16 protein-coding genes and 1 pseudogene are annotated in these 22,825 nt (G+C 64.0%); 10 read left to right on the top strand and 7 right to left on the bottom strand.

Annotated features, from left to right (window positions below; genetic code table 11):
- Positions 1-257: 257 nt before the first annotated feature.
- From AC628_RS07895 to AC628_RS07870, 6 genes are all read left to right on the top strand, one after another.
- Positions 258-2,228, top strand: coding sequence for an AMP-dependent synthetase/ligase (locus tag AC628_RS07895; RefSeq protein ID WP_074126163.1), 1,971 nt, complete (start codon positions 258-260; stop codon positions 2,226-2,228).
- Complete coding sequence (locus AC628_RS07890; protein ID WP_074126162.1) at positions 2,225-3,010, top strand: ABC transporter ATP-binding protein; 786 nt, start codon at positions 2,225-2,227, stop codon at positions 3,008-3,010. The genes AC628_RS07895 and AC628_RS07890 overlap by 4 nt, the downstream gene beginning before the upstream one ends.
- Before the next feature lie 9 nt (positions 3,011-3,019).
- Entirely contained in the window at positions 3,020-3,949 is a 930-nt protein-coding gene (locus AC628_RS07885) for a branched-chain amino acid ABC transporter permease (protein ID WP_283806544.1), read from the top strand.
- Positions 3,950-3,964: 15 nt separating this feature from the next.
- A complete protein-coding gene (locus AC628_RS07880) occupies positions 3,965-5,092 on the top strand; it encodes a branched-chain amino acid ABC transporter permease (protein WP_074126161.1) in 1,128 nt (375 codons plus the stop codon).
- 96 nt (positions 5,093-5,188) lie between these two features.
- Positions 5,189-6,514 (top strand): ABC transporter substrate-binding protein, encoded by a 1,326-nt coding sequence (locus AC628_RS07875; protein ID WP_074126160.1) that lies wholly within the window; start codon positions 5,189-5,191, stop codon positions 6,512-6,514.
- Positions 6,515-6,611: 97 nt separating this feature from the next.
- On the top strand, positions 6,612-7,427 hold the full coding sequence (locus tag AC628_RS07870; RefSeq protein ID WP_074126211.1) for an ABC transporter ATP-binding protein: 816 nt from the start codon (positions 6,612-6,614) through the stop codon (positions 7,425-7,427).
- Positions 7,428-7,444: 17 nt separating this feature from the next.
- Here AC628_RS07870 and AC628_RS07865 read toward each other — a convergent pair whose 3' ends face one another.
- The 3 genes from AC628_RS07865 to AC628_RS07855 all read right to left on the bottom strand — a co-directional run bounded on the left by AC628_RS07865 (position 7,445) and on the right by AC628_RS07855 (position 11,195).
- On the bottom strand, positions 7,445-8,602 hold the full coding sequence (locus AC628_RS07865) for an acyltransferase family protein (protein WP_245321088.1): 1,158 nt from the start codon (positions 8,600-8,602) through the stop codon (positions 7,445-7,447).
- 43 nt (positions 8,603-8,645) lie between these two features.
- On the bottom strand, positions 8,646-9,854 hold the full coding sequence (gene chrA, locus AC628_RS07860; RefSeq protein WP_502689551.1) for a chromate efflux transporter: 1,209 nt from the start codon (positions 9,852-9,854) through the stop codon (positions 8,646-8,648).
- A 441-nt stretch (positions 9,855-10,295) separates the two neighbouring features.
- Positions 10,296-11,195 carry a LysR family transcriptional regulator gene (locus AC628_RS07855; protein WP_074126209.1) on the bottom strand — a complete coding sequence of 300 codons (900 nt, stop codon included), beginning with the start codon at positions 11,193-11,195 and terminating at the stop codon, positions 10,296-10,298.
- A 104-nt stretch (positions 11,196-11,299) separates the two neighbouring features.
- Between AC628_RS07855 and AC628_RS07850 the strand changes: the two are divergent.
- Positions 11,300-12,288, top strand: a pseudogene (locus AC628_RS07850) (zinc-dependent alcohol dehydrogenase family protein).
- A gap of 100 nt (positions 12,289-12,388) precedes the next feature.
- On the opposite strand, the gene AC628_RS07845 reads toward AC628_RS07850, so the two are convergent.
- Complete coding sequence (locus tag AC628_RS07845) at positions 12,389-13,861, bottom strand: protein adenylyltransferase SelO (RefSeq protein WP_074126158.1); 1,473 nt, start codon at positions 13,859-13,861, stop codon at positions 12,389-12,391.
- 200 nt (positions 13,862-14,061) lie between these two features.
- On the opposite strand from AC628_RS07845, the gene aspS reads away from it, so the two are divergent.
- A complete protein-coding gene (gene aspS, locus AC628_RS07840) occupies positions 14,062-15,837 on the top strand; it encodes an aspartate--tRNA ligase (RefSeq protein WP_074126157.1) in 1,776 nt (591 codons plus the stop codon).
- Positions 15,838-16,139: 302 nt separating this feature from the next.
- On the opposite strand, the gene AC628_RS07835 is transcribed toward aspS, so the two are convergent.
- Positions 16,140-18,134: an aq_1923 C-terminal domain gene (locus AC628_RS07835; protein ID WP_074126156.1), complete on the bottom strand. Its 1,995-nt coding sequence runs from the start codon at positions 18,132-18,134 to the stop codon at positions 16,140-16,142.
- Positions 18,135-18,357: 223 nt separating this feature from the next.
- On the opposite strand from AC628_RS07835, the gene AC628_RS07830 reads away from it, so the two are divergent.
- Together AC628_RS07830 and AC628_RS07825 are read left to right on the top strand one after the other, a co-directional pair.
- Positions 18,358-20,667 (top strand): NADP-dependent malic enzyme, encoded by a 2,310-nt coding sequence (locus tag AC628_RS07830; protein WP_074126155.1) that lies wholly within the window; start codon positions 18,358-18,360, stop codon positions 20,665-20,667.
- Positions 20,668-20,823: 156 nt separating this feature from the next.
- The gene (locus AC628_RS07825) at positions 20,824-21,276 is read left to right on the top strand and encodes a DoxX family protein (protein ID WP_074126154.1); all 453 of its coding nucleotides are present in this window, start codon (positions 20,824-20,826) and stop codon (positions 21,274-21,276) included.
- 147 nt (positions 21,277-21,423) lie between these two features.
- Here AC628_RS07825 and AC628_RS07820 read toward each other — a convergent pair whose 3' ends face one another.
- Complete coding sequence (locus tag AC628_RS07820) at positions 21,424-21,981, bottom strand: dihydrofolate reductase family protein (protein WP_074126153.1); 558 nt, start codon at positions 21,979-21,981, stop codon at positions 21,424-21,426.
- Between the two features lie 19 nt (positions 21,982-22,000).
- Positions 22,001-22,825: polysaccharide deacetylase family protein (locus tag AC628_RS07815; RefSeq protein ID WP_074126152.1), on the bottom strand; the 825-nt coding region annotated here is incomplete at its 5' end.

The following is a 22,825-nucleotide window of genomic DNA, read 5'->3' as shown; positions in this document are numbered from 1 at the left end:
TCCTACAGGAGCCGACCAGCCGCATTGCACCGCAACCCATTTCGGACTGGTTTGATAGTCAGCTCCGTCTTGGGGCGCACGCTATCTCTTTCGCTCGGGCGCCACAGAGAAGCGCCATCTTTTCATAGGGTACTTGTGGGGGTCCCGATCCGTTGTAAGGTGGAGCATGCGGCACTCGCATGGCTGTTGCCCAAAAAGGGCAGGCATCACCATAACAGGAGCGAACCAACGCGCCGGTTTTTGGGACCGAGACCGACATGGCTGGCGGCGGATCGTTCGATACGTTCCCCAAATTGCTGCTGCGAAATGCTGCACAGTTTGGCGCGCGGCCGGCGTTTCGGCACAAGGATCTCGGTATCTGGCAGAACTGGACCTGGGCTCAGGTCGCCGAGATCGTGCGAGCTTACGCCGCCGGCCTGGATCGCCTTGGCTTGCGACAAGGCGACACGATCGCCATTGTTGGCTCAAATCGTCCGAAGCTTTACTGGACCATGATGGCAGCGCAGATGCTGCGCGCCATTCCCGTTCCGGTCTACTCGGATGCCGTGGCGGATGAGCTTGCCTTTGTGCTCGCTCACGCCGAGACGAAGCTCGTCGCAGTGCAGGACCAGGAACAGGTCGACAAGGTCTTGTCGGTGTCCGAGCGGCTGCCGCAACTCAACAAGATCGTCTACGACGAGCCGCGTGGCCTCGACGGCTACGAGCGCAGTGGAGTGATCGCAATCGACAATATCATTGCGGACGGCCGCGCCGCGCTTGCGGCCGACGTGGCGCTTGGTCAACGGATTGATGAATACGTTCAGGCTGGGAACGGTTCAGACATTGCGGTCATCCTCTACACCTCGGGAACGACCGGAGCGCCGAAGGGTGTCATGCTGTCGGCGGGCCGCTGCATCGATGCTGCAACCGACACCACGCGGTTCGACAAGCTGACCGACAAGGACGTGGTGTTCGCTTATCTGCCGCTGGCCTGGGCGGGCGATCATTACGTCAGCTACGTGCAGGGCCTCGTGGCCGGATTCTGCATGGCGTGTCCCGAGAGCAGCGACACGATCGAACAGGATCGGCGTGAAATAGGACCAACCTTCTACCTGGCCCCGCCACGCAGTTTTGAGGCCATGCTGACACGGCTGATGGTCCGCATGGAGGACGCCGCGCCGCTCAAGCGGCGATTGTTCGATTACTTCCTGGACGTCGCACGCCGGTATGGCGAACAAGTCTTGACCGGACGTCCGGTGCCGCTGTCGGGCCGGTTGCTTTATGCGCTCGGGCGCTGGCTGGTCTACGAGCCTCTCAAGAACGTCCTCGGCCTGTCTCTGGTACGGGTCGCCTACACCGGAGGCGAAGCCATCGGTCCGGATCTGTTCGCGTTGTACCGCTCGATCGGATTGAATCTGAAACAGCTCTACGGTCAGACCGAGGCGTTCCTTTATGTAACGTGCCAGCCTGATGGCGAGATCTACCCGGATACGGTTGGTCCGGCCGCGCCCAACGTTGACATCCGCATCGCGGAATCGGGCGAAGTACAGTTTCGCTCGCCCGGCATGTTCCTCGGATATTTCAAGGATCAGGCAAAGACCGCGGAAGCCATGACGTCCGACGGATACGTCAGGACCGGCGATGCGGGCTTTTTTGACGAGCAGACCGGGCATCTGAAGATCATCGATCGTGCGAAGGACGTCGGTCGGCTGGTTGACGGCACGATGTTTTCCCCGAAGTACCTTGAGAACAAGCTGAAGTTCTATCCCAATATCAAGGAAGCGATCGCGTTCGGTGACTCGCGAGAGTTCGTTTGCGCCATGCTCAACATCGACCCGGTTGCCGTTGCGAATTGGGCGGAGCGCAACAACGTCGCCTACGGATCCTATCAGGAGCTTGCCGGGCATCCGCTGGTCTACGACATGGTCGCGAAAGACGTTGCCGCGGTGAACCGCTCGCTGGCCGGGGAAAAGGTGCTTGCGGGTGCCCAGATTCGCCGTTTTCTCATTCTGCACAAGGAACTCGACGCCGATGACGGCGAACTGACCCGCACGCAGAAGGTGCGCCGCCGCTTCATTGCCGAACGCTATGCGCCGTTGGTGACGGCACTCTACGACGGGGCGCGGGACGCCGACATTTCTACGGACGTCACTTTTGAGGATGGCCGGAAGGGCACGATCGCGGCACGGGTCAGGATTTGCGACATGCAGGCCATTGGTTCGGGGGAACCTCTGGGGAGAGCAGCATGAGAGCGCCGGACACCGACGACATCCTGCTTCAGGTCGAGCGCGTGGCGCTCTCCTTCGGAGGCGTCAAGGCGCTGAGGGACGTTTCGTTCAACATCAGGAAAGGCGAGATTCGGGCCATCATCGGCCCCAACGGCGCCGGAAAGACTTCGATGCTGAACGTCATCAACGGTTTCTATCGTCCAAATCATGGCGCGATCACCTTCAAGGGGCGCACCCGGGCCAAAATGCAGCCTTTCGAGGCAGCACGCGGCGGCATCGCGCGTACCTTTCAAAATGTCGCCCTGTTCAAGGGCATGAGCGCGCTCGACAACATCATGGCAGGCCGCACCTTGAAGGTGCGCTGTGGCGTGTTGTGGCAGCTGCTGCGCTTTGGCCCTGCTCTCGCGGAGGAGGTCGAGCATCGGCGCAAGGTTGAGGAGATCATCGACTTCCTCGAGATCGAGACAATCCGCAAGGTCCCCGTTGGGCGTTTACCGTATGGTTTGCAGAAGCGTGTCGAGCTTGGTCGCGCTCTCGCGATGGAGCCCGATCTCCTTCTCCTCGACGAGCCGATGGCGGGCATGAACCTCGAGGAGAAGGAGGACATGTCGCGGTTCATCATGGATGTGAACAATCATTTCGGCACGACCATCGCCCTGATCGAGCACGATATGGCCGTGGTCATGGATCTGTCGGATCGGGTGGCGGTGCTTGATCACGGCGTAAAGATCGCCGACGGCACGCCTGACGAGGTGAAGAGAAGTCAGACCGTCATCGACGCCTATCTTGGCATTGCACACTGAGGAGCGCTCTTGATCGCATTTGGGCAGTTTCTCGAAGTCCTGATCGGCGGATTGATGTCCGGCGTCCTCTATTCGCTGGTCGCGCTCGGATTCGTGCTGATCTTCAAGGCATCCGGGGTGTTCAATTATGCGCAAGGAGCGATGGTATTGCTCGCAGGGCTGGCGCTGGTTCGCGCCCTCGATCTCCTGGTCGCCAATGGCTTTCCGCTTTGGGTCGCGGTCGTGCTCGGCATCGGCTTTGCCGCCGTGATCATGGCGGCAACGGCCTGGCTCATCGAGCGGTTCGTGGTCGGACCTCTCGTCAACCAGGACGCCCTCACGCTGTTCATGTCCACGATCGGCGTGACGTTCGTCATCGAGGGCGTGGCGGAGATGATCTTCGGATCGGACGTCTACCCATTGCGACTGTTCCCGACCGACGCCTGGTTCTTGTTCGAAGGGCTCTTCCCGGGCGGGATTCTGGTCAACAAGCTGGACGTCTGGGGCGCGTTGATCGCTGGCATCCTGGTCGCCGGCCTCGCGCTCTTCTTTCAGCGTACCAAGACCGGTCGCGCGCTCAGGGCCGTGGCCGATGACCATCTTGCCGCGCACTCGGTCGGGATTCCAATCAGTTGGATTTGGTTCGTGGTCTGGCTCGCTGCCGGTCTCGTTGCGCTGGTCGCGGCGACAGTGTGGGGTACCAAGCTTGGCGTGCAGTTCTCCATCACCTTCCTTGCGCTGAAGGCCCTGCCGGTTTTGATCATCGGAGGCCTCACCTCCATTCCGGGAGCCATCGTCGGCGGGCTCATCGTGGGGGCGGGCGAGAAGATTGCCGAGGTGTATCTGGGGCCATCCATCGGCGGCGGTATCGAATACTGGTTTGCCTATGTGCTGGCGTTGGCGGTGCTGCTTGTGCGGCCACAGGGTCTGTTCGGCGAGCGGATCATCGAACGCATCTGAGGCAAGGAGGTCGGTGTGCTCTATCGCGAAGCTGGCCAGTTCAAGACGACCTACGCGGAAGACATGGCGATCTTCCCGATTCGTCAGGATCGTATTGCGCTCGCCATCTTGCTCGGGATCGCTTTCATCGGCGTGCCGCTGCTGGCTACCTTCCGCATCTGGCCGTTCGGCAGCGACTATCTGCTGTGGGCCATCTTGCTGCCCTTCCTCATCCTGGCGCTCGCCGCCATCGGCACCAACATTCTCGTCGGCTATTGCGGCCAGATCTCGCTCGGCAGCGGCGCATTCATGGCCATCGGCGCTTATTCGGCCTACAAGCTGGCGACCGGCGTCCACATCCCGCTGGCCTCGCTCGGCTTCGCGATCGCGATCCCACCGTTGCCCGTATTGGCATCCATTCTGCTCGGCGGGTTCATGTCGGCGGGTGTTGGAATCCTGTTCGGTATTCCCAGTCTGCGCATCAAGGGCCTCTATCTGGCGGTTGCGACGCTTGCCGCGCAGTTCTTCTTCGATTGGGCGTTCCTGCGGCTCCCGTGGTTCACCAACTATGCGCCGTCAGGATCGGTGAATGCCCCGGAACTGGATTTCTTCGGCGTGGTCGTTCGTACGCCGGTCGAGCGCTACCTGCTGTGCCTGCTCTTCGTGACCGTGCTTGCGGTGTTGGCGAAGAATCTCGTTCGCGGCAATCTCGGAAGGCAGTGGATGGCGATCCGCGACATGGATATCGCCGCCGAACTGATCGGTATCCGGCCGCTCTACGCAAAGCTGACGGCTTTCGCGGTCTCTTCGTTCATCATCGGAGTGGCGGGCGCACTCTGGGGGTTCGTCTACCTCGGTTCATGGGAGCCGCTTGCATTCTCGATCGAACGCTCGCTGGATCTTCTGTTCATGGTCATCATCGGCGGGCTCGGATCGATCATGGGTTCGTTCATCGGGGCGGCCTTCATCCTCATCGTGCCGATCCTGCTGAATGTGCTTCCAACCGAACTCGGCCTGCCGCTGTCCACGCAAACGATCACGCACCTCCAGTTCATCATCTTCGGATCGTTGATCTGTTATCTTCTCATCAAGGAACCCCATGGCTTCGCCAGGCTGATATCGATCGGCAAGGAGAAGCTCAGACTTTGGCCGTTTCCCTATTGAAGGAGCGATCGTGCCTCGATCGCAACGCGGAGGGCGGCCGCTGACAACCGAGAGGAAGGAAATACCCCACCGACGTTTAAAGAGGAGGATATCAACATGGCAAATATTGCACGTAACGTACTGATACTGGCGGCCGCGCTGTCGGGAGCGGCGTTTAGCGCACCGGCCGTGGCGCAAAACGAGCAGTTCATCCCAATTCTGTCCTACCGGACCGGACCGTACGCGGTGAACGGCGCACCCTACGCGAACGGCGTTGTGGATTACTACAACCTGATCAATGAGCGTGACGGCGGCATCAACGGCGTCAAGATTCTGTTCGAAGAATGCGAGACGGCATACGCGACCGACAAGGGCGTTGAATGTTACGAGCGCCTCAAGAGCAAGGGGCCGACCGGGGCAGCGTTTATCAACCCACTGTCGACCGGTATCACCTTCGCGCTGACCGAAAAGACCGCGACGGACAAGATCCCGATCATCACGATGGGCTACGGCCGTGCCGATTCCAAGAACGGCGCGGTGTTCGCGTACAACTTCCCATTGCTCGGCACTTACTGGTCCGCGGCCGATATCGCGATCCAGCACGTCGCCAAGGAGCTCGGCGGGTTCGACAAGCTGAAAGGCCGGAAGATTTCGCTGCTGTATCACGACAGCCCCTATGGCAAGGAGCCGATCCCGATGCTCCAGGTGCTGGCGCAGAAGTACGGCTTTGAGTTTACCCCGATCCCGGTCACGCACCCCGGTGTCGAGCAGAAGTCGCAATGGCTGGCGATCCGCCAGCAGCGGCCGGATTATGTCCTGGTCTGGGGCTGGGGCGTCATGAACAGCACGGCAATCAAGGAAGCGGCGGCCGTTGCCTATCCGCGCGAGAAGATGATCGGTGTTTGGTGGTCAGGCGCAGAGCCGGATGTGACGCCCGCGGGCGATCAGGCCACCGGCTACAAATCCCTGATGCTTCAGCATGGCGCAGGAAAATTCCCCGTGCACGCGGACGTAGAGAAGTACATCTACGCCAAAGGCAAGGGTTCGACAGAACCTGCCAAGATCGGCGAAGTTCTCTACAACCGCGGCATGACGAATGCCATGCTCGGCGTGGAGGCGATCCGCAAGGCGCAGGAAAAGTTCGGCAAGAAACCGCTGACGGGCGAGCAGGTCCGGTGGGGGCTTGAGAACCTCATCCTCACCGCTGCACGTATCAAGGAACTCGGCTTTGAGGGGATGTTGAAGCCCGTCAGCATTTCCTGCTCCGACCACGAGGGCGCGCGCTACGGGCGCGTCCAGCAATGGGATGGCAAGGGTTGGAAAGTGATTTCCGACTGGTACACGGCCGACGAATCCCTGATCGAGCCGCTCGTCGCCGATGTGTCCGCGAAGTATGCCGCAGAGAAGAAGATCAAGCCGCGCGACTGCGCGAAGGAAACCTGAGCCGGTGTGAGCGATCCGGGAGGCAGGTCTGCCTGCTCCCGGATTCCGGAAGGTGCAACCGTTTGGAGGTCTGCGCGTGTCAACTGCCAAGGTCGCCATGACGACGGAAGCAGCGCTCGTTCTGTCCGTCAACAATATCGAGGTCGTCTATGATCACGTCATCCTCGTGTTGAAGGGCGTATCGCTGGAGGTGCCGCGGGGCGGCATTGTCGCGCTTCTCGGCGCCAATGGCGCCGGCAAGACCACGACGCTGAAGGCGGTCTCCAATCTGCTGCACGCCGAGCGCGGCGAGGTTACCAAGGGCTCGATCCAGTTCGATGGCGTCGAGGTGAAGTCCTTGTCGCCAAATGATCTGGTGCGGCGCGGCTGCATTCAGGTGATGGAGGGGCGGCGTGCCTTCGCTCATCTGACGGTCGAGGAGAATATCCTGACCGGAGCCTTCACGCGCAGGGACGGCAAGTCAGCCATCGCGCAAGATCTCGAACGGGTCTACGCCTATTTCCCGCGCCTCCGCGAACGGCGCGGTTCCACCGCCGGATATACATCGGGCGGCGAACAGCAGATGTGCGTGATCGGCCGCGCGCTGATGTCGCGCCCGAAGATGATCCTGCTCGATGAACCTTCGATGGGCCTCGCGCCGCAGATCGTGGAGGAGATCTTCGAAATCGTGAGGGACCTCAACATCAAGGAAGGCGTCTCATTCCTTCTCGCCGAACAGAACACCAACATGGCGCTCAGATATGCCAGCCACGGCTATATCCTCGAAAATGGCCGCGTGGTGATGGATGGCGAAGCGCGCGCGCTCACCGCAAACGAGGACGTCAAAGAGTTCTATCTTGGCGTCGCCGGCGACAAGCGAAAATCATATCGCGATGTAAAGCACTACAAGCGGCGCAAGCGTTGGCTCGCTTAGTTGGCGATCGGCCAGGCCTAGACCGGCAGGACGACGTCGTCTCGATCAATCCGCCTTTCGCTCGCGCGAATCCGCGACGGCCAGCCATGCCGTGACGCCAACATCGTGAGCTGGTCTTTGACGCGATAATGCGCGGGAGCTTCGAGGAAGCGCCAGACGAACCACGCCAGTGCGACCATGCATGCCACGACCAGCGTGGTCGACAGTGCATTCGGCGTTGGCGTGATCAGCAGCAGGATCACGTAGCCGAGCTGCAGATGCAGCAGATAGAGCGGGTAGGTGATGCCGCCCACGGCCCTGACCAGGCTATCCGGCAGCGGCACCGACTTGATGCGGGTGGCGGCGAACACGATGGCGAGCGAGACGATGCAGATCGCCGCGACGACGCGGGGATCGAAGCTGCCATGGGTGTGGACGCCGAGCCGGTCCAGCTTGTGCACGGCCTGGAACGTCGCCGTGCCCATCGCCAACGTCAGCAGGCTGTAGAGCCTGGTGTCGCGCCGTCCGCGGTAATGTTCATAGATCAGGAGCCCGACGGCGAAGAAGCCGCTGTCGTCGGCCATGAACAGCTTCTCGAACAGCGGAATATCGAGCGTCAGCTCGTTGGCGAAGGTGATCGCGATCCACGCCACGATGATGGTGTCGATCCGCCGCGGGAAGATGCCCCAGGCCAGCAGCAGCGCGACCCAGGCGTAGAACGCGACCTCGATCACCAGCGACCAGTAGGCATCGTCCATGTAGGGCTGGCCGAGCATCGGCGCTGCGATGAACAGGTTCGCGAGCCACTGTCCCCACGTCACCTGAAACCAAGCGTGGCCGAGCAGCAGCGTCGCAAGGAAGGTCAGTGTCATGCAGATGACGAAGGTCGGATAGATCCGGCTGAAGCGGGCGATCGCGAAACCGACCGGCGTGCGGCCTTCGGCCGAATAGGCGATGACGAAGCCGGAGATCGCGAAGAACACGGGGACGCCGAGGAAGCCGTATTGGGCGACTGGGGCGAGATAGGGCAACGCCACCATTTGCGCGCCGTGCGATGCGGTGCCCCAGAAGCCGTAATGATACAGGATCACGGCCCCGACCGCGGCGAGCCGCAGCAGGTCCAGCACGGGAACCCGGGTCGGATCCGGTTGTTTGGCGACGCTCGGCATGCGCCCGTCATCATGGCGACGAGGCATGAAGGCGTCCTTAATCCGGCAGGCCGAACGCCGGCGCGGCCGTTCACGATTGCAGGAGCCCGGTGGCGATGCCGGCGGCGGCGCTGAGGACGACCACCACGAGCGGCGGTGCCCGCCAGGCCGTGAGCAGGACGAAGCCGGCCAGCGCGATGCCGACATCGAGCGGACGCTGCACGCTGCTGGTCCAGACTGGATTGTAGAGCGCGGCACCGAGGATGCCGACCACGGCGGCGTTGACGCCGCGCATCATCGCCTGCGCCGCCGGCTGCTTGCGGAAGCTATCCCAGAACGGCAGCGCCGCGAGCAGGACGAGAACCCCCGGAAGGAAGATGCCGATGAGGCCGACGACCGCGCCCGGCATGCCGCCGATCACGGCGCCGAGATAGGCAGCGAAGGTGAACAGCGGGCCCGGCACCGCCTGCGCGGCGCCATAGCCGGTCAGGAACGCATCGTCGCCGATCCAGCCCGGCGTCACCACCGCTTCGCGCAGCAGCGGCAGCACGACATGGCCGCCGCCGAACACCAGCGCGCCGGAGCGGTAGAACGCCTCGAACAGGCCGAGGCCGGGCCAGGTCCGGGCGAGGAGCGGCAGTCCGACCAGCAGGGCGAGGAACAGGATCAGCGCGGCGACGCCAGCGCGGCGCGACACCGGCATGGCGACGTGCGTGACGCCGTTGGCCATTTGGGCCCGGCAGAACCAGAGCCCGGCGACGGCGCCGAGAATGATGGCGCCGATCTGCGCGATCGTCGACGAACTGGCGAGGATGATGAGCGCCGCCACCGTCGCGATCGACGCGCGCTCGCGATCGGGGCAGAGCGAGCGCGCCATGCCCCAGACGGCCTGGGCGACGATCGCCACCGCGACCAGCTTGAGGCCATGTACCAGGCCTGTGCCGGCCGGGCCGCTCAATCCGCCGGCGCCGAAGGCGAAGAGCACGAGCGCGATCGCCGAGGGCAGCGTGAAGCCGGTCCAGGCTGCCAGCGCGCCCAGATAGCCAGCGCGCATCAGGCCGAGCGAAAAGCCGACCTGGCTGCTGGCGGGGCCGGGCAGGAATTGGCAGAGCGCGACCAGATCCGCATAGGCCTGCTCGTCCAGCCAGCGCCGGCGGATGACGAACTCGTCGCGGAAATAACCGATATGGGCAATCGGACCGCCGAAGCAGCTGACGCCGAGCTTGAGGAAAATCAGCAGCACCTCGAGTGGCGAGTGCGCGGCGGAGGACGTCGTGTCGGATTGCTGAATCTCGTTCAAGCGCCGTCAATTCCCTGGCTTGCGTCCCACATCAGGACTCATCAGGGCAACGATATCGCGATTTGGTGACGCCTAAGCGCGATATTATCTGGTTACAGCGAGATCGGAGGGCGCCGTGCGCCCGACATGCCGGTGGCCGTCGCGATGGCTCACTCGTAGCGCATGTTCTTCGACGGCCGGCGCGCCGCAGGCATCGCCAGCACGACGAGACACAGCGCGATCATCGCCAATCCCATAAATTCGAATGCAAATGCGTCCACGGGCCGTTCTCCCCCATCAGAAACAGTTAGACTTGTTGGGGGAGCGTTGACGCGCTGTTAAGCCTTATGGTTACCGCCGCGAGCCTCCCGGCATGGTGGAGGGTGAGTTAACGCTCACATGGCGCATTGCGGGAACCAGCTTCGTAGGATGGGTCCCATCCTACAGGGCTGTGGTGCGGTGCTAGGCCACAAGCTTCGGCAGCGCAGCGGCGAGTGCATCGACCGCAAGGCGAACCTTGAGCGGCAGCCGCGGCGTCGGCAGCCACAGCGCATGGCAGTCATAGGGCAGTTCGCCTTCGGTGCCGAGAACCCGGACCAGCGCGCCGCGCTCGAGGCGTTCGCGCACCAGCCAGGAGGGCAGCCACGCCAGCCCCATGCCGCGCGCCGCGGCATCGGCGATCGCTTCGAGATCGTCGAGCCTGAGCCGCCCGGCCGGCCAGACCTCGCGCGGCGGCGTACCGTCGCGCGGGAACAGCCAGGGGCGCGCGCGGCCCAGACGGCGATAGACGATCGCCTGGTGCTGGCCGAGTTCGTCAAGGGTACGCGGCCTGCCGTGCGCCTTCAGATAGGCGCGCGAGCCGCACACCACCATGCGCTGGCGCGCGATGCGCCGCGTGATCACGCTCGCCTGCTCGGTGAGATCGCCGGTCCTGATCGCAAGATCGTAGCCGCCCTCCATCAGATCGGCGACCGGGTCGCCAAACGAAAGATCGAGCTCCAGCGCCGGATATCTCTGCGCCAGCTTGAGCAGCAGCGGCGCCACGCAGTGCCGGCCGAGCAGCGCCGGCATGGTCACCCGCAGCCGCCCGCGCGGTTCGGACAACGCGTCGGCCGCGATGGCGTCGGCGGCGTCCGCTTCGGCAAGCACAGCGCGGCAACGCTCGTAGTAGGCGTGTCCGAACTCGGTCAAGCTTTGGCGCCGCGTGGTGCGGTGAATCAGGCGAACGCCGAGCCGCTGTTCGAGGAAGCTGACATGCTTGCCGACCATCGGACCGGACATCTCGAGCGCCTCAGCTGCGGCGGCGAAGGAGCCGAGATCGACCGCCCTGAGAAAGACGGCCATGCTGGTCAGGCGGTCCATCATTCGAAACTCCGAGTTTTGACTGTTCAGTCTGCGGGATGATTTATCCGCCCAATTGGCCTTGGCATAGCTCTATTCAATTCAACTGTTTTGGAGTGTTGCCGATGACTCGCGTCGTTCGCTTTCATCAAATTGGTGGTCCCGAGGTGCTGCGCATCGAGGAGGTTGCGATCGCACCACCTGCGCGCGGCGAGGTCCGGATCCGGATCAAGGCGCTCGGACTGAATCGTGCCGAGGCCCTGATGCGCAGCGGGACCTACATCGAGACGCCGGCGTTGCCGTCCGGCCTCGGCCTCGAGGCCGCAGGCCTTGTCGAGGTGATCGGCGAGGGCGTCGTCGATTTCGCGCCAGGGGATGCCGTCAGCATCGTGCCGCCGATCTCGATGGCGCGTTGGCCGGCCTATGCCGAGCTCGCGGCGTTTCCGGCCGAGCTGGTCGTCAAGCATCCGCCGGCGCTGAGGTTCGAGACGGCGGCCGCGGTGTGGATGCAATATCTCACGGCGTATGGCGCCCTGATCGACATTGCGAAGCTTGACCGCGGGGAGTTCGCCGTCATCACGGCGGCATCGAGCAGCGTCGGGCTCGCCGCGATCCAGATTGCCAATCGCATCGGCGCGATCCCGATCGCGGTCACGCGCACCTCAGCCAAGGCGCAGGCGCTGCGCGACGCCGGTGCTGCGCATGTGATCGCCTCCGCGGAGGAAGACCTGCAATCAAGGCTGGAGCAGATTGCGGGCCCCGACGGTGTTCGTGTCGTGCTTGATCCCGTCGGAGGCCCCATCTTCGTGCCGCTGGCAGCGGCGATGGCGCATGGCGGCATCCTGATCGAGTATGGGGGCTCAGCTCCGAGCCGACGCCGTTTCCGCTGTTCACGGTGCTGAGCAAGAGCCTGATCCTGCGTGGCTACCGCGTGCACGAGATTGTTCAGGATCCCGCGCGGCTCGCCGCGGCGAAGGCGTTCATCCTCGACGGGCTCGCAGACGGCGCGCTGAAGCCGATCATCGCGCGGACGTTTCCGTTCGAAGAGATCGTCGAGGCGCACCGCTTCCTCGAGTCGAACGTGCAGTTCGGGAAGATCGTGGTGACGGTATGAGAGATCAGTAGGATGGGTAGAGCGAAGCGAAACCCATCGGTCTCGCGCGCAGAACGAATGATGGGTTTCGCTGCGCTCTACCCATCCTACTATCTTGGGCTCACGTCCCGCAGAATGTCTGCGTCACCATCTGCTCGGGCAGCGGCGGCTCGGCGTAGGCGGCGAACTGCGGCTGATCCTCGAACGGCTTTGCCAACACCGTCAACAACTCCTCGAACGGCGCGTAGTCGTCGTTGTTGACGGCTGCCTGGATCACCGCCTCGATGCGGTGGTTGCGCGGGATGAAGGCCGGGTTGACGGCGCCCATCGCCGCCTTGCGCTCGGCTGCGCTCTGCGGCTCCAGCGCGAGGCGGGTGCGCCAGCGGGCGGCCCATTCGTCGAACGCTGTGGGATCGGTGAACTGCGCGCGGACGTCGGTTGCGTCATCGGCTGCGGCGTTGCCGAGATGGCGGAAGGTCAGGGTGAAGTCGGCCGCGTTCTTGGCCATCGCGTCGAGCAGGTCCTGGATCAGCGCCTCGTCGCCATCCTGCGCGGTGAAGAAGCCGACCTTGGCGCGCAGCCCGGCCTGATAGGCCGCGGTGAATTTTTCCGGGAATTCGCCGAGGATCGTCTGCGCCTGCTCGAGGGCCTTCTCTTGCTCGCTGTCGAACAGCGGCAGCAGGCACTCGGCGAGCCGGGTCAGATTCCACAGCGCGATGCGCGGCTGGTTGGCGTAGGCGTAGCGGCCCATCTCGTCGATCGAGGAGAACACCTGCGCCGGGTTGTAAGCGTCGAGGAAGGCGCAGGGGCCGTAGTCGATGGTCTCGCCCGATATCGAGGTGTTGTCGGTGTTCATCACGCCGTGGATGAAGCCGACCAGGAGCCAGCGCGCGACCAGCGACGCCTGCCGGGCGACGACTCCGGCGAGCAGTGCGTGATAGGGCTGCGCCGCATCCCTCAGTTCGGGATAGTGCCTCGCAATGACATGGTCGGCGAGCGCGCGCACGCCGTCGGTGTCGCCGCGGGCGGCGAAGAACTGGAAGGTGCCGACGCGGATGTGGCTCGAGGCGACGCGGGTCAACACCGCGCCCGGCAGCGCGGTCTCGCGCATCACGGGCTCGCCGGTGACGACCGCGGCCAGCGAGCGGGTGGTCGGGATGCCCAGCGCGAACATCGCCTCGCTGACGATGTATTCGCGTAAGACCGGGCCGAGCGCAGCGCGGCCGTCACCGCGGCGGGAGAATGGGGTCGGGCCTGATCCCTTGAGCTGGATGTCGCGGCGGACGCCGTCCTGGTCGATGACCTCGCCGAGCAGGATGGCGCGGCCATCGCCGAGCTGGGGAACAAAGTGCCCGAACTGGTGGCCGGCATAGGCCATGGCAATCGGGTCGGCGCCGTCAGGCAGCCGCTTGCCGGCGAGGATTTCGGCGCCTTCCGCCGTCGACAGCAGGTCCGGGTCCAGCCCGAGCTGGATCGCGAGCGGCCGGTTCAGCTTGATCAGCCGAGGGGCGGCGACCGGGGTCGGCGCGACGCGGGCGAAAAAGTTCGCCGGCAGCGCCGAATAGGTGTTCTGGAACGGGAAATGGATGGTCATACCGGGAAGATAGGCCTGCGGGCCGAATAGGCAAACGATTGGCGGCCAATTGGCGTTGGACCGCCGCAAAATCTGCAGTTTCGGGCCAAAAGCGGGCGTTCCCTCGGTTGCCGCCCCGGGCGGGCTCGGGTAAACCCAGCGCCTTCGGATAGGAATTTTCCTACCGCGATTCTCCTCCGACATCAGTTTTTGGAACGACTATGCATCGCTACCGGTCACACACATGCGGCGCGCTCCGTGAGAGCGATATCGACCAGACGGTCCGGCTCTCAGGCTGGGTTCACCGGGTCCGCGACCATGGCGGCGTGTTGTTCGTCGATCTGCGCGACCATTACGGCATCACCCAGTGCGTGGCCGATCCGGACTCGCCGGCGTTCGCCGAGGTCGAGAAGTTCCGTTCGGAATGGGTGGTGCGGATCGACGGCAAGGTCCGCCGCCGCCCCGCCGGCACCGACAATCCGGAACTGCCGACCGGCATGGTCGAGATCTACATCAAGGAGATCGAGGTGCTTGGCCCGGCGGCCGAGCTGCCGCTGCCAGTGTTCGGTGAGCAGGAATATCCTGAGGACATCAGGCTGAAGTACCGCTTCCTCGACCTGCGTCGCGAGAAGCTGCACCAGAACATCATGACCCGTGGCGCCGTGGTCGATTCCATGCGCAAGCGGATGAAGGAGCAGGGCTTCTTCGAATTCCAGACCCCGATCCTGACGGCGTCGTCGCCGGAAGGCGCGCGCGACTTCCTGGTGCCCTCGCGCATCCACCCCGGCAAGTTCTACGCGCTGCCGCAGGCGCCGCAGCAGTACAAGCAGCTCCTGATGATGTCGGGCTTCGACCGCTACTTCCAGATCGCACCCTGCTTCCGCGACGAGGACCCGCGCGCCGACCGCCTGCCGGGCGAGTTCTACCAGCTCGACGTCGAGATGAGCTTTGTCACCCAGGACGACGTGTTCGCGGCGATGGAGCCCGTCATCACCGGCGTGTTCGAGGACTTTGCCAAGGGCAAGCCGGTGACCAAGAACTGGCCGCGGATTCCATTCGCGGAGGCGGTGCGCAAATACGGCTCCGACAAGCCCGATCTGCGCAACAAGATCGTGATGCAGGAAGTCTCCGAGCACTTCCGCGGCTCCGGCTTCAAGGTGTTCGCGCGGATGCTGGAAGACCCGAAGAACCAGGTCTGGGCGATCCCGGGCACCGGCGGCGGTTCGCGCGCGTTCTGCGACCGCATGAACTCCTGGGCGCAGGGCGAAGGCCAGCCCGGCCTCGGCTACATCATGTGGCGTGAGGGCGGCGAGGGCGCAGGTCCCTTGGCGAACAACATCGGCCCGGAGCGCACGGCTGCGATCCGCGACCAGCTCGGCCTGAAGGAAGGCGACGCGGCGTTCTTCGTCGCCGGCGATCCCGAGAAATTCTGGAAGTTCGCGGGCCTCGCGCGCACCAAGCTCGGCGAGGAGCTGAACCAGATCGACAAGGACCGCTTCGAGCTCGCCTGGATCGTCGACTTCCCGATGTACGAGTATGACGAGGAGAACAAGAAGGTCGACTTCTCGCACAACCCGTTCTCGATGCCGCAGGGCGGCCTCGACGCGCTGAAGACGCAGGACCCGCTGACGATCAAGGCGTTCCAGTACGACATCGCCTGCAACGGCTACGAGATCGCCTCCGGCGGCATCCGCAACCACAAGCCGGAAGCGATGGTGAAGGCGTTCGAGATCGCCGGCTATGGCGAGCAGGAAGTCATCGACCGTTTCGGCGGCATGTACCGCGCGTTCCAGTATGGCGCCCCGCCGCATGGCGGCATGGCGGCCGGCCTCGACCGCATCGTGATGCTGCTCTGCGGCACCAACAATCTGCGCGAGATCTCGCTGTTCCCGATGAACCAGCAGGCCATGGACTTGCTGATGGGCGCGCCGTCGGAAGCGACGCCGAAGCAGCTCAAGGAGCTGCACATCCGGACCAACCTGCCGGCCAAGGGCTAGGCGGGTCGTCACCTCGCCCCGCAAGCGGTTACTTGGGGGCGAGGCGCGGTACTTGCGCAATTTCTGAATATTAGAAATATATCCCTGATTTGCCCGACCTTTCAAGCTGCCTGGCCGAACGCCGGGAGCCGCCAGCTCCTTTGCATGGGTCGTTTTTCGATATTTGGCAGCGCGGCCGCAAGCGGGCAACTTCTGTCGCGTAGCCCGGATGGAGCGAAGCGAAATCCGGGGCGGTCTCTCCAACGGCGACACTGTTCCCGGATTGCGCTTCGCTCCATCCGGGCTACGGCAGGGAGCGGGCATCACAGCCCCGTCGAGGCCTCGATCTTGAATTGCGCAAGGGCCGATTGCGGATCGGTCCTGAGCAGTTGCATCAGCTGAAGCGCCGGCGCTTTGGCGCGCGGGGTCAGCTTGATGACCAGCGTCTGTCCCGGCGTCTCGATGAACTGGCTGATCGCGGTGACAAGGGCTGTCGCATTCGGATTGCCTCCGCCGATCGCATCGCCCTGCGCCTTGATGCTGTCGAGGATGGCCTTGCGCGCCTCGTCGCGGCCGACGTTCTGGGTGCGGGCGAACTGGGCGACCGCGAGGTCGATGACGCCGAGGTCGTGGACAACAAGCTCGATCGTGCCGGCCTCGATCTGCGCGGCTGCGCCAATCGCCTCCGCGGCGCTGACCGAAAATGCCTCGCGCGGCACGTTGCCGAGCGCGAGCTTCGCCGATGCATTGAGCAGGCCCGCCATGTCGAGCTTGACCGGCTCGAGCGCGAACGACCGTGACGGCTCGGTCCAGGCAGCGCCGAGATCGGCATCGACGGCCATCCGGTCGATGCCGGCTGCGACGAGTGCCTGCTGCTGCGGATCCGTTGCATCCAGCGGTGCAGCCATCTTCGCGACCAGCCGCAGCTTGCTCGGGATCGTTCCGACGAACTGACCCCAATCGAGGCTGAGGACGTCGATGTTGACCGGCTTGCCGGTGGCCTTGTAGGGCGCCGTGACACTCTTGATCTCGACGCCCTCGATCAGGGGAAACAGCGCCAGCGTCTGTTCGGCAGACGGCTTCTGGCCAGCGAACTGTGACGACAGTCGCAGGAAGCTCGCGACATCGAGCGCCTTCAGCGCGAAGCGTCCGACCTTGAAGGGGCCGTTCGGCGCATGGGCGTCAATTCCCTCGACCGCGAGCTCGCCGATCTTGCCGCGTTCGAAATTGAATCGCATTGAAGAGAGCTTTAGCTGGGTCTGCGGTGCCTGTGGCGCCTCCATCGAGAGCCCGTGCATCTCCGCATTTCCTATGCTGAAGCCGGCGTAGAGGCCGGCGATTTTATCCAGCAGTTCGCGCGCCTGGGCCGGAGATGGCGGCGGACTCCCCGGCGGCGGGATCATTGCTATCAACGACGGCAGCTGCATCCGTGACGGGTTGATCCTGACCTCATCGATCGTCACGCCGTCGATCCGCGTATTCAGGCCGGGCGTGGCGTTGATGATGTAGGGACCGGCCGAAACATGTCCCTGAACCCGGTAGTCGCGGTCGTCGTTGGCCTTGGCGGGATCGAAAATCGCCGCCATCGCGCCGACGTCGATATCTGTCGCGACAATGTTCGAGAGCTCGCCGGTTGTCTTGAGTGGCTTGCCCCCGGGCTGGGAGTTGAATGTGAAGACGGCGCCGTCGGTCTTGCTGGACGCGATCTTCCCGTCCTTGATGTTGTCGAGCACAATGTTCGAGTAAGTGTATTCGCCGTTCATGCTGTCGGCACCTGATGTGGCGGTCTTGACCGTTCCGGTCAGGCGGGGGGCCGTGATCGACGAGGCGGCGACGCCGGCCAGATAGGTGAGGCCGAACCCGTAGAGATCGAACAGCGATGCCGACTTCCGAAGTTGACGAACACCGGTCGGTCCGGTGAAATCCTTCACCGTGACCTGCGGCACCTTGTAGTTGAGCGTGAAGGCCTGCTTGTCGCCCATCGTGGCATCGATTTCGACGTCGCGGGCCTCAAGGCTCGCGGCGGAAAAGTGCGAGGTGTCCGATCGGTCGACGCCATAGGCCATCACGGTCGCCGCCTTCAGCCTGAACGGCGGCTGCGTGCCGGTTTCAACGGCGATATCCCCGATGGTCAGGGTGCGCTGCATCAGGTCGAATGAAATCCGGCCATGGCTCGCCGTGCCGCCTTCGGCGCGGACCTGGTCGAATACGGCCTCCACGGCGCTCGTGATCCGCCGCTGGGTATAGAGGTCGAAGCCGAAGAAGCCGCCGATCGCAATCACGACGACCGCGATCAGGCCGAGCAGAATTTTCTTCATTCGGTCAACTCCGGATCATCAAGGGAAAAAAATTGCCAAGCTGCGGCCGAACGGTGCAGCATCGGCGAACTGGGCCGTCCAGGCCTGTTGACGGGGGTATTATCGGATGTTGCATCCAAGCGGCCGGACATGCTTCACATCCAGCTCGATTTGCCGGACAACTGACTTTTGCCTGGATTAGCACAGAAACAAGAAATTTGGGCCGGAAACGCGGGGAGCACGCATGTCGTCATCGTCTGAAGAACTCCATAACGCCGCGCTCGCCTATCACCGGCTGCCGCGTCCGGGCAAACTCGAGATCCAGGCCATCAAGCCGCTCGCCAACCAGCGCGACCTGGCGCTGGCCTATTCGCCGGGCGTTGCCGCTGCCTGCACCGAGATCGCCAAGAACCCGGCCGAGGCGGCGACGCTGACCGCCCGCGCCAATCTCGTCGCGGTGGTCTCGAACGGCACCGCGGTGCTCGGCCTCGGCAATATCGGCCCGCTGGCCTCCAAGCCCGTCATGGAAGGCAAGGCGGTGCTATTCAAGAAGTTCGCCGGCATCGATGTGTTCGACATCGAGATCAAGGCCGACACGATCGAGCGCGTGGTCGAGACCGTCGCGGCGCTGGAGCCGACCTTCGGCGGCATCAATCTGGAAGACATCCGGGGACCGGAGTGCTTCGAGATCGAGGCGCAGCTCAAGGAGCGCATGAAGATCCCGGTATTCCACGACGATCAGCATGGCACCGCCATCATCGTCGCCGCCGCGATCGTCAACGGGCTGCTGCTGAACGGCAAGCAACTGAGCGATGTGAAGATCGTTTGCTCCGGCGCCGGCGCCGCTGCGATCGCGACCCTCAATCTGCTGGTCTCGATGGGAGCGCAGCGCAAGAACATCTGGGTCTGCGACATCGACGGTGTGGTCTATGACGGCCGCAACACCACGATGGATCGCTGGAAGGCGGTCTATACCCAAAAGACCGACGCACGCGTGCTGGCCGACGTCATTCCGGGCGCGGACATCTTCATCGGACTGTCGGCGCCGGGCGTGCTGAAGCCCGAGATGGTCAAGCAGATGGGGGACAAGCCGCTGGTGATGGCGCTTGCCAATCCGGTGCCCGAGATCATGCCGGACGAGGCGCGGCTGGCGCGTCCCGATGCGATGATCTGCACAGGACGGTCGGACTTCCCGAACCAGGTCAACAACGTGCTGTGCTTCCCCTTCATCTTCCGCGGCGCGCTCGACGTCGGCGCCACGGCGATCAACGAGGCGATGAAGCATGCCGCGGTGGATGCGATCGCGCAGCTCGCGCGCGATCCGCCGTCGGATGCGGTGGCCCATGGCCTCGAGACCGGCGAGACCCAGGGCTTCGGCCCGGGCTCGCTGATCCCGAGCCCGTTCGATCCGCGCCTGATCCTGCGCATCGCCCCGGCGGTGGCCAAGGCGGCGATGGAGTCGGGCGTTGCGACGCGGCCGATCAGGAACTTCGACGAATACTGCGCCGAGCTGCAACGCTACTCGTTCCGCTCCGGCATCACCATGAAGCCGGTGTTCGCCAAGGCGAAGACCCAGCCGGTGCGCGTGATCTACGCCGAAGGCGAGGATGAGCGGGTGCTGCGTGCAACCCAGGTGGTGCTGGAGGAGAAGCTGGCGCGGCCGATCCTGGTCGGCCGTCCGTCGGTGGTCGAGACCCGCATCAAGCGCTTCGGCCTTTCGATCAAGGCCGGCCGCGATTTCGACCTGGTCAATCCCGAGGACGATCCGCGCTACCGGTCCTACGTGCAGTCCTATATCGACGTCGCCGGCCGCCGCGGGGTGACGCCGGAGGCGGCGCGGACCGTGGTGCGCACCAACAACACCGTCATCGCGGCGCTGGCGGTGTCGCGCGGCGAGGCTGACGCAATGCTGTGCGGGGTCGAGGGCCGCTACATGAGCCATCTGCGCCATGTCCGCGAGATCATTGGCTTCCTGCCGGGGGTCAGCGACTACGCTGCGCTGGCACTGATGATCACCTCGACCGGCGCTCATTTCATCGCCGATACGCAGGTGCGGCCGAACCCGAGCGCGGAGGAGCTGGCGGAAGTGGCCTCGCTGGCGGCGATCCACGTCCAGCGCTTCGCCTTCAAGCCGAAGGTCGCGTTCGTGTCACATTCCGACTTCGGCAGCTATGATACGGACTCCTCGCGCAAGATGCGGCGGGCCACCCAGCTGTTGAAGGACAAGCATCCGGAGATCGAGGCCGACGGCGAAATGCAGGGCGACACCGCGCTGTCGGCCGCGGCGCGGCGCTTGGTGCTGCCGCAATCGCGGCTGGAAGGTGAGGCCAACATCCTGATCATGCCGACACTCGACGCCGCCAACATCGCCTATCAGATGATCAAATCGCTGGCCAACGCGTTGCCGGTGGGGCCGATCCTGATCGGTCCGGCGCGCCCGGCGCACATCCTCACCCCCGGCGTGACGGCGCGCGGCATCCTCAACATGACCGCGGTCGCCGCGGTCGAGGCCCAGGAGCGTGCCGGCCGCGCGCAGCCGACGCTGTTCGGCTGACGGGCGTTGTTTGAGCACGTTATGTTCGGAAAGCCGCAGCGCGGTTTTCCGCATCGTACGCGAGCCGAGATGGATTCGATTTGATCGAAGCAGGCGGAGCGACCATAATCGCTGCGCCTGCTTCGTCCGATTTCTGCCATCCAGTGAGGCCGACCCATGCCAGCGTTCATCACCTTCGGACGGATTCTGTTTGCCGTGCTGTTCCTCTATTCGGGAGCGAGCAAGCTGTTCGGCATCCAGGCCACCGCGGATGTGATCGCGGCGAAGCTGACGATCCCGGCTATCGCCGCGCCGTATACCCAGCAGATCGAAACCGTCGTCGGCATGCCGTTCATGCAGCTGCTGGCGATTGTGGTCGGCGGCTTCGAGATCCTTGCCGGGCTGATGATCGCAGTGAACGTGCTGGCGCGGTTCTTTGCGCTCCTCCTGATCATCTATGTGTGCGTCGTCACCTTCTACTTCCATGATTTCTGGAATCAGCCGGCGCCCGACAACCTGAGGACCCTGATGGATGCGCTGAAGGATCTGTCGCTGATCGGCGCGCTGTTCATCATCGCCGGCTACGGCCGCGGTCCGCGCCGCGACGACCCGGCCTATGGGGACGTGTAGGGCACAGCGGCGTAGGATGGGTAGAGCCAACGGGTCCGCGCAAGCGCGGCCCGATGATAAACTCCGCGAAACCCATCATCTCTTGTGCCGAGCAATCGATGGGTATCGCTGCGCTCCACCCATCCTACGAACTACAAATCTAGGATCTCAACCGATCCGCCGCCATGGCGTGACGCTGACGTCCTGCGTGGCATCGATCAGTTGCGCTTCGCCGGCGTGAAGACCGTGCCCAGCGAGCACCTGCTGCGGGGTGCGGGCAGGGACGCCAGGAAAGCACGGCTCGCCGTCGGGGAGGCGCACCTTCGCTGCGACCGAGAGCCAGAACGTATCGTAACGGTCCATGAACATGCCGAACACGCCGGGACCGCCGATGACGGCGACCATGCCCGAGGTCACGCCGGCCTCACGGCTCGCGGTCTCGAACGGGCAGCCGGCGGGATTCCACAGTAGCGCCTTCGGATTGGCCGGATCGGGCGCAATCGCCGCCACCTTGGCTGTCAGGATCAGGCGGCGCCGCTTCCGCGCGTTCGGCTGCTCTTCCTGGGAGTGGCGGCCGTGCACGACGAGATCGGCGCGGTCGAGGGCAGCGGTGAAGAACCGCTTGTCGCCCTCGATCTTGAGCTCGTCCGGCATCACGTTCCGCGCATTCGCCAACCGGCCGTCGGCGGAGACGATGACGAAACCCTCGATACGCAATCCAGACACCAGGACTTGGCCGGCGCGCTTACTGATCGACCGTGGTGACGACGCTGTTGACCGGCCGCGAGCTCACGGTCGGCAGCTTGACGTCCTTGGCGAGCTCCTGCTCGTATTGCGGCAGCACGGTCGCCGGGAATTTGGCGCGCATCGCCACAACCTTGTAGCCGCCGGCCTTGAGCTGCGTCAGCAGCGTCGGCAGGGCTTCCGCGGTGTGCTTCTGGAAGTCGTGCATCAGGATGATGCCCTTGCCGAGCTTGGCGAGCTTCTTCATCACGGTGTCGATCACCTGCTGCGCGTTCTTCGACTTGAAATCGAAGGAGTCGAGGTCGCAAGAGAAGATCGCGATGTTGCGGTTGCCGAGATAGGTGACCATCTCCGGCGGGTGCTGCAGCGCCGGGAAGCGGAAGAACGGCGAGGGTGAGGTCTCGAGCGCCCATTTGACCGCAGCCAAGCCGCGCTCGATCTCGTCCTTCTTCTGATCCTCGGTCAGCTTCTTGTTGTTCAGGTTCTCATGCGACCAGGTGTGCGAGCCGACGGTGTGGCCGGCTGCATAGACCTGACGCAGGATCTCGGGGTGATAGGTGGCATGCTTGCCGATCGGGAAGAAGATGCCGGTGGTGCATTCATCCGCGAGCGCCTTCAGCACCGCCGGCGTGTTGCCCGGCCACGGACCGTCGTCGAAGGTCAGCACCACCTCGTGGTCGCGCAGGAAGTCGAGCTGCTTGAAATGCTCGAAGCCGAAGCCCGGTCCGCCTGTCGTGTCGATCTCGACGGTGCGGGCAACGCCGAGCGCGTTCGGATTGGTGCAGGCGGCGCGCGCCGGCTGCGGCGGTTGCTTCGGCGGCACGGG

It is taken from the genome of Bradyrhizobium sp. NAS96.2 (genome assembly GCF_001908235.1).
Classification (GTDB): domain Bacteria; phylum Pseudomonadota; class Alphaproteobacteria; order Rhizobiales; family Xanthobacteraceae; genus Bradyrhizobium.
The sequence above is the reverse complement of the archived record's forward strand: the minus strand, read 5'-3'. Positions and strand labels throughout refer to the sequence as shown.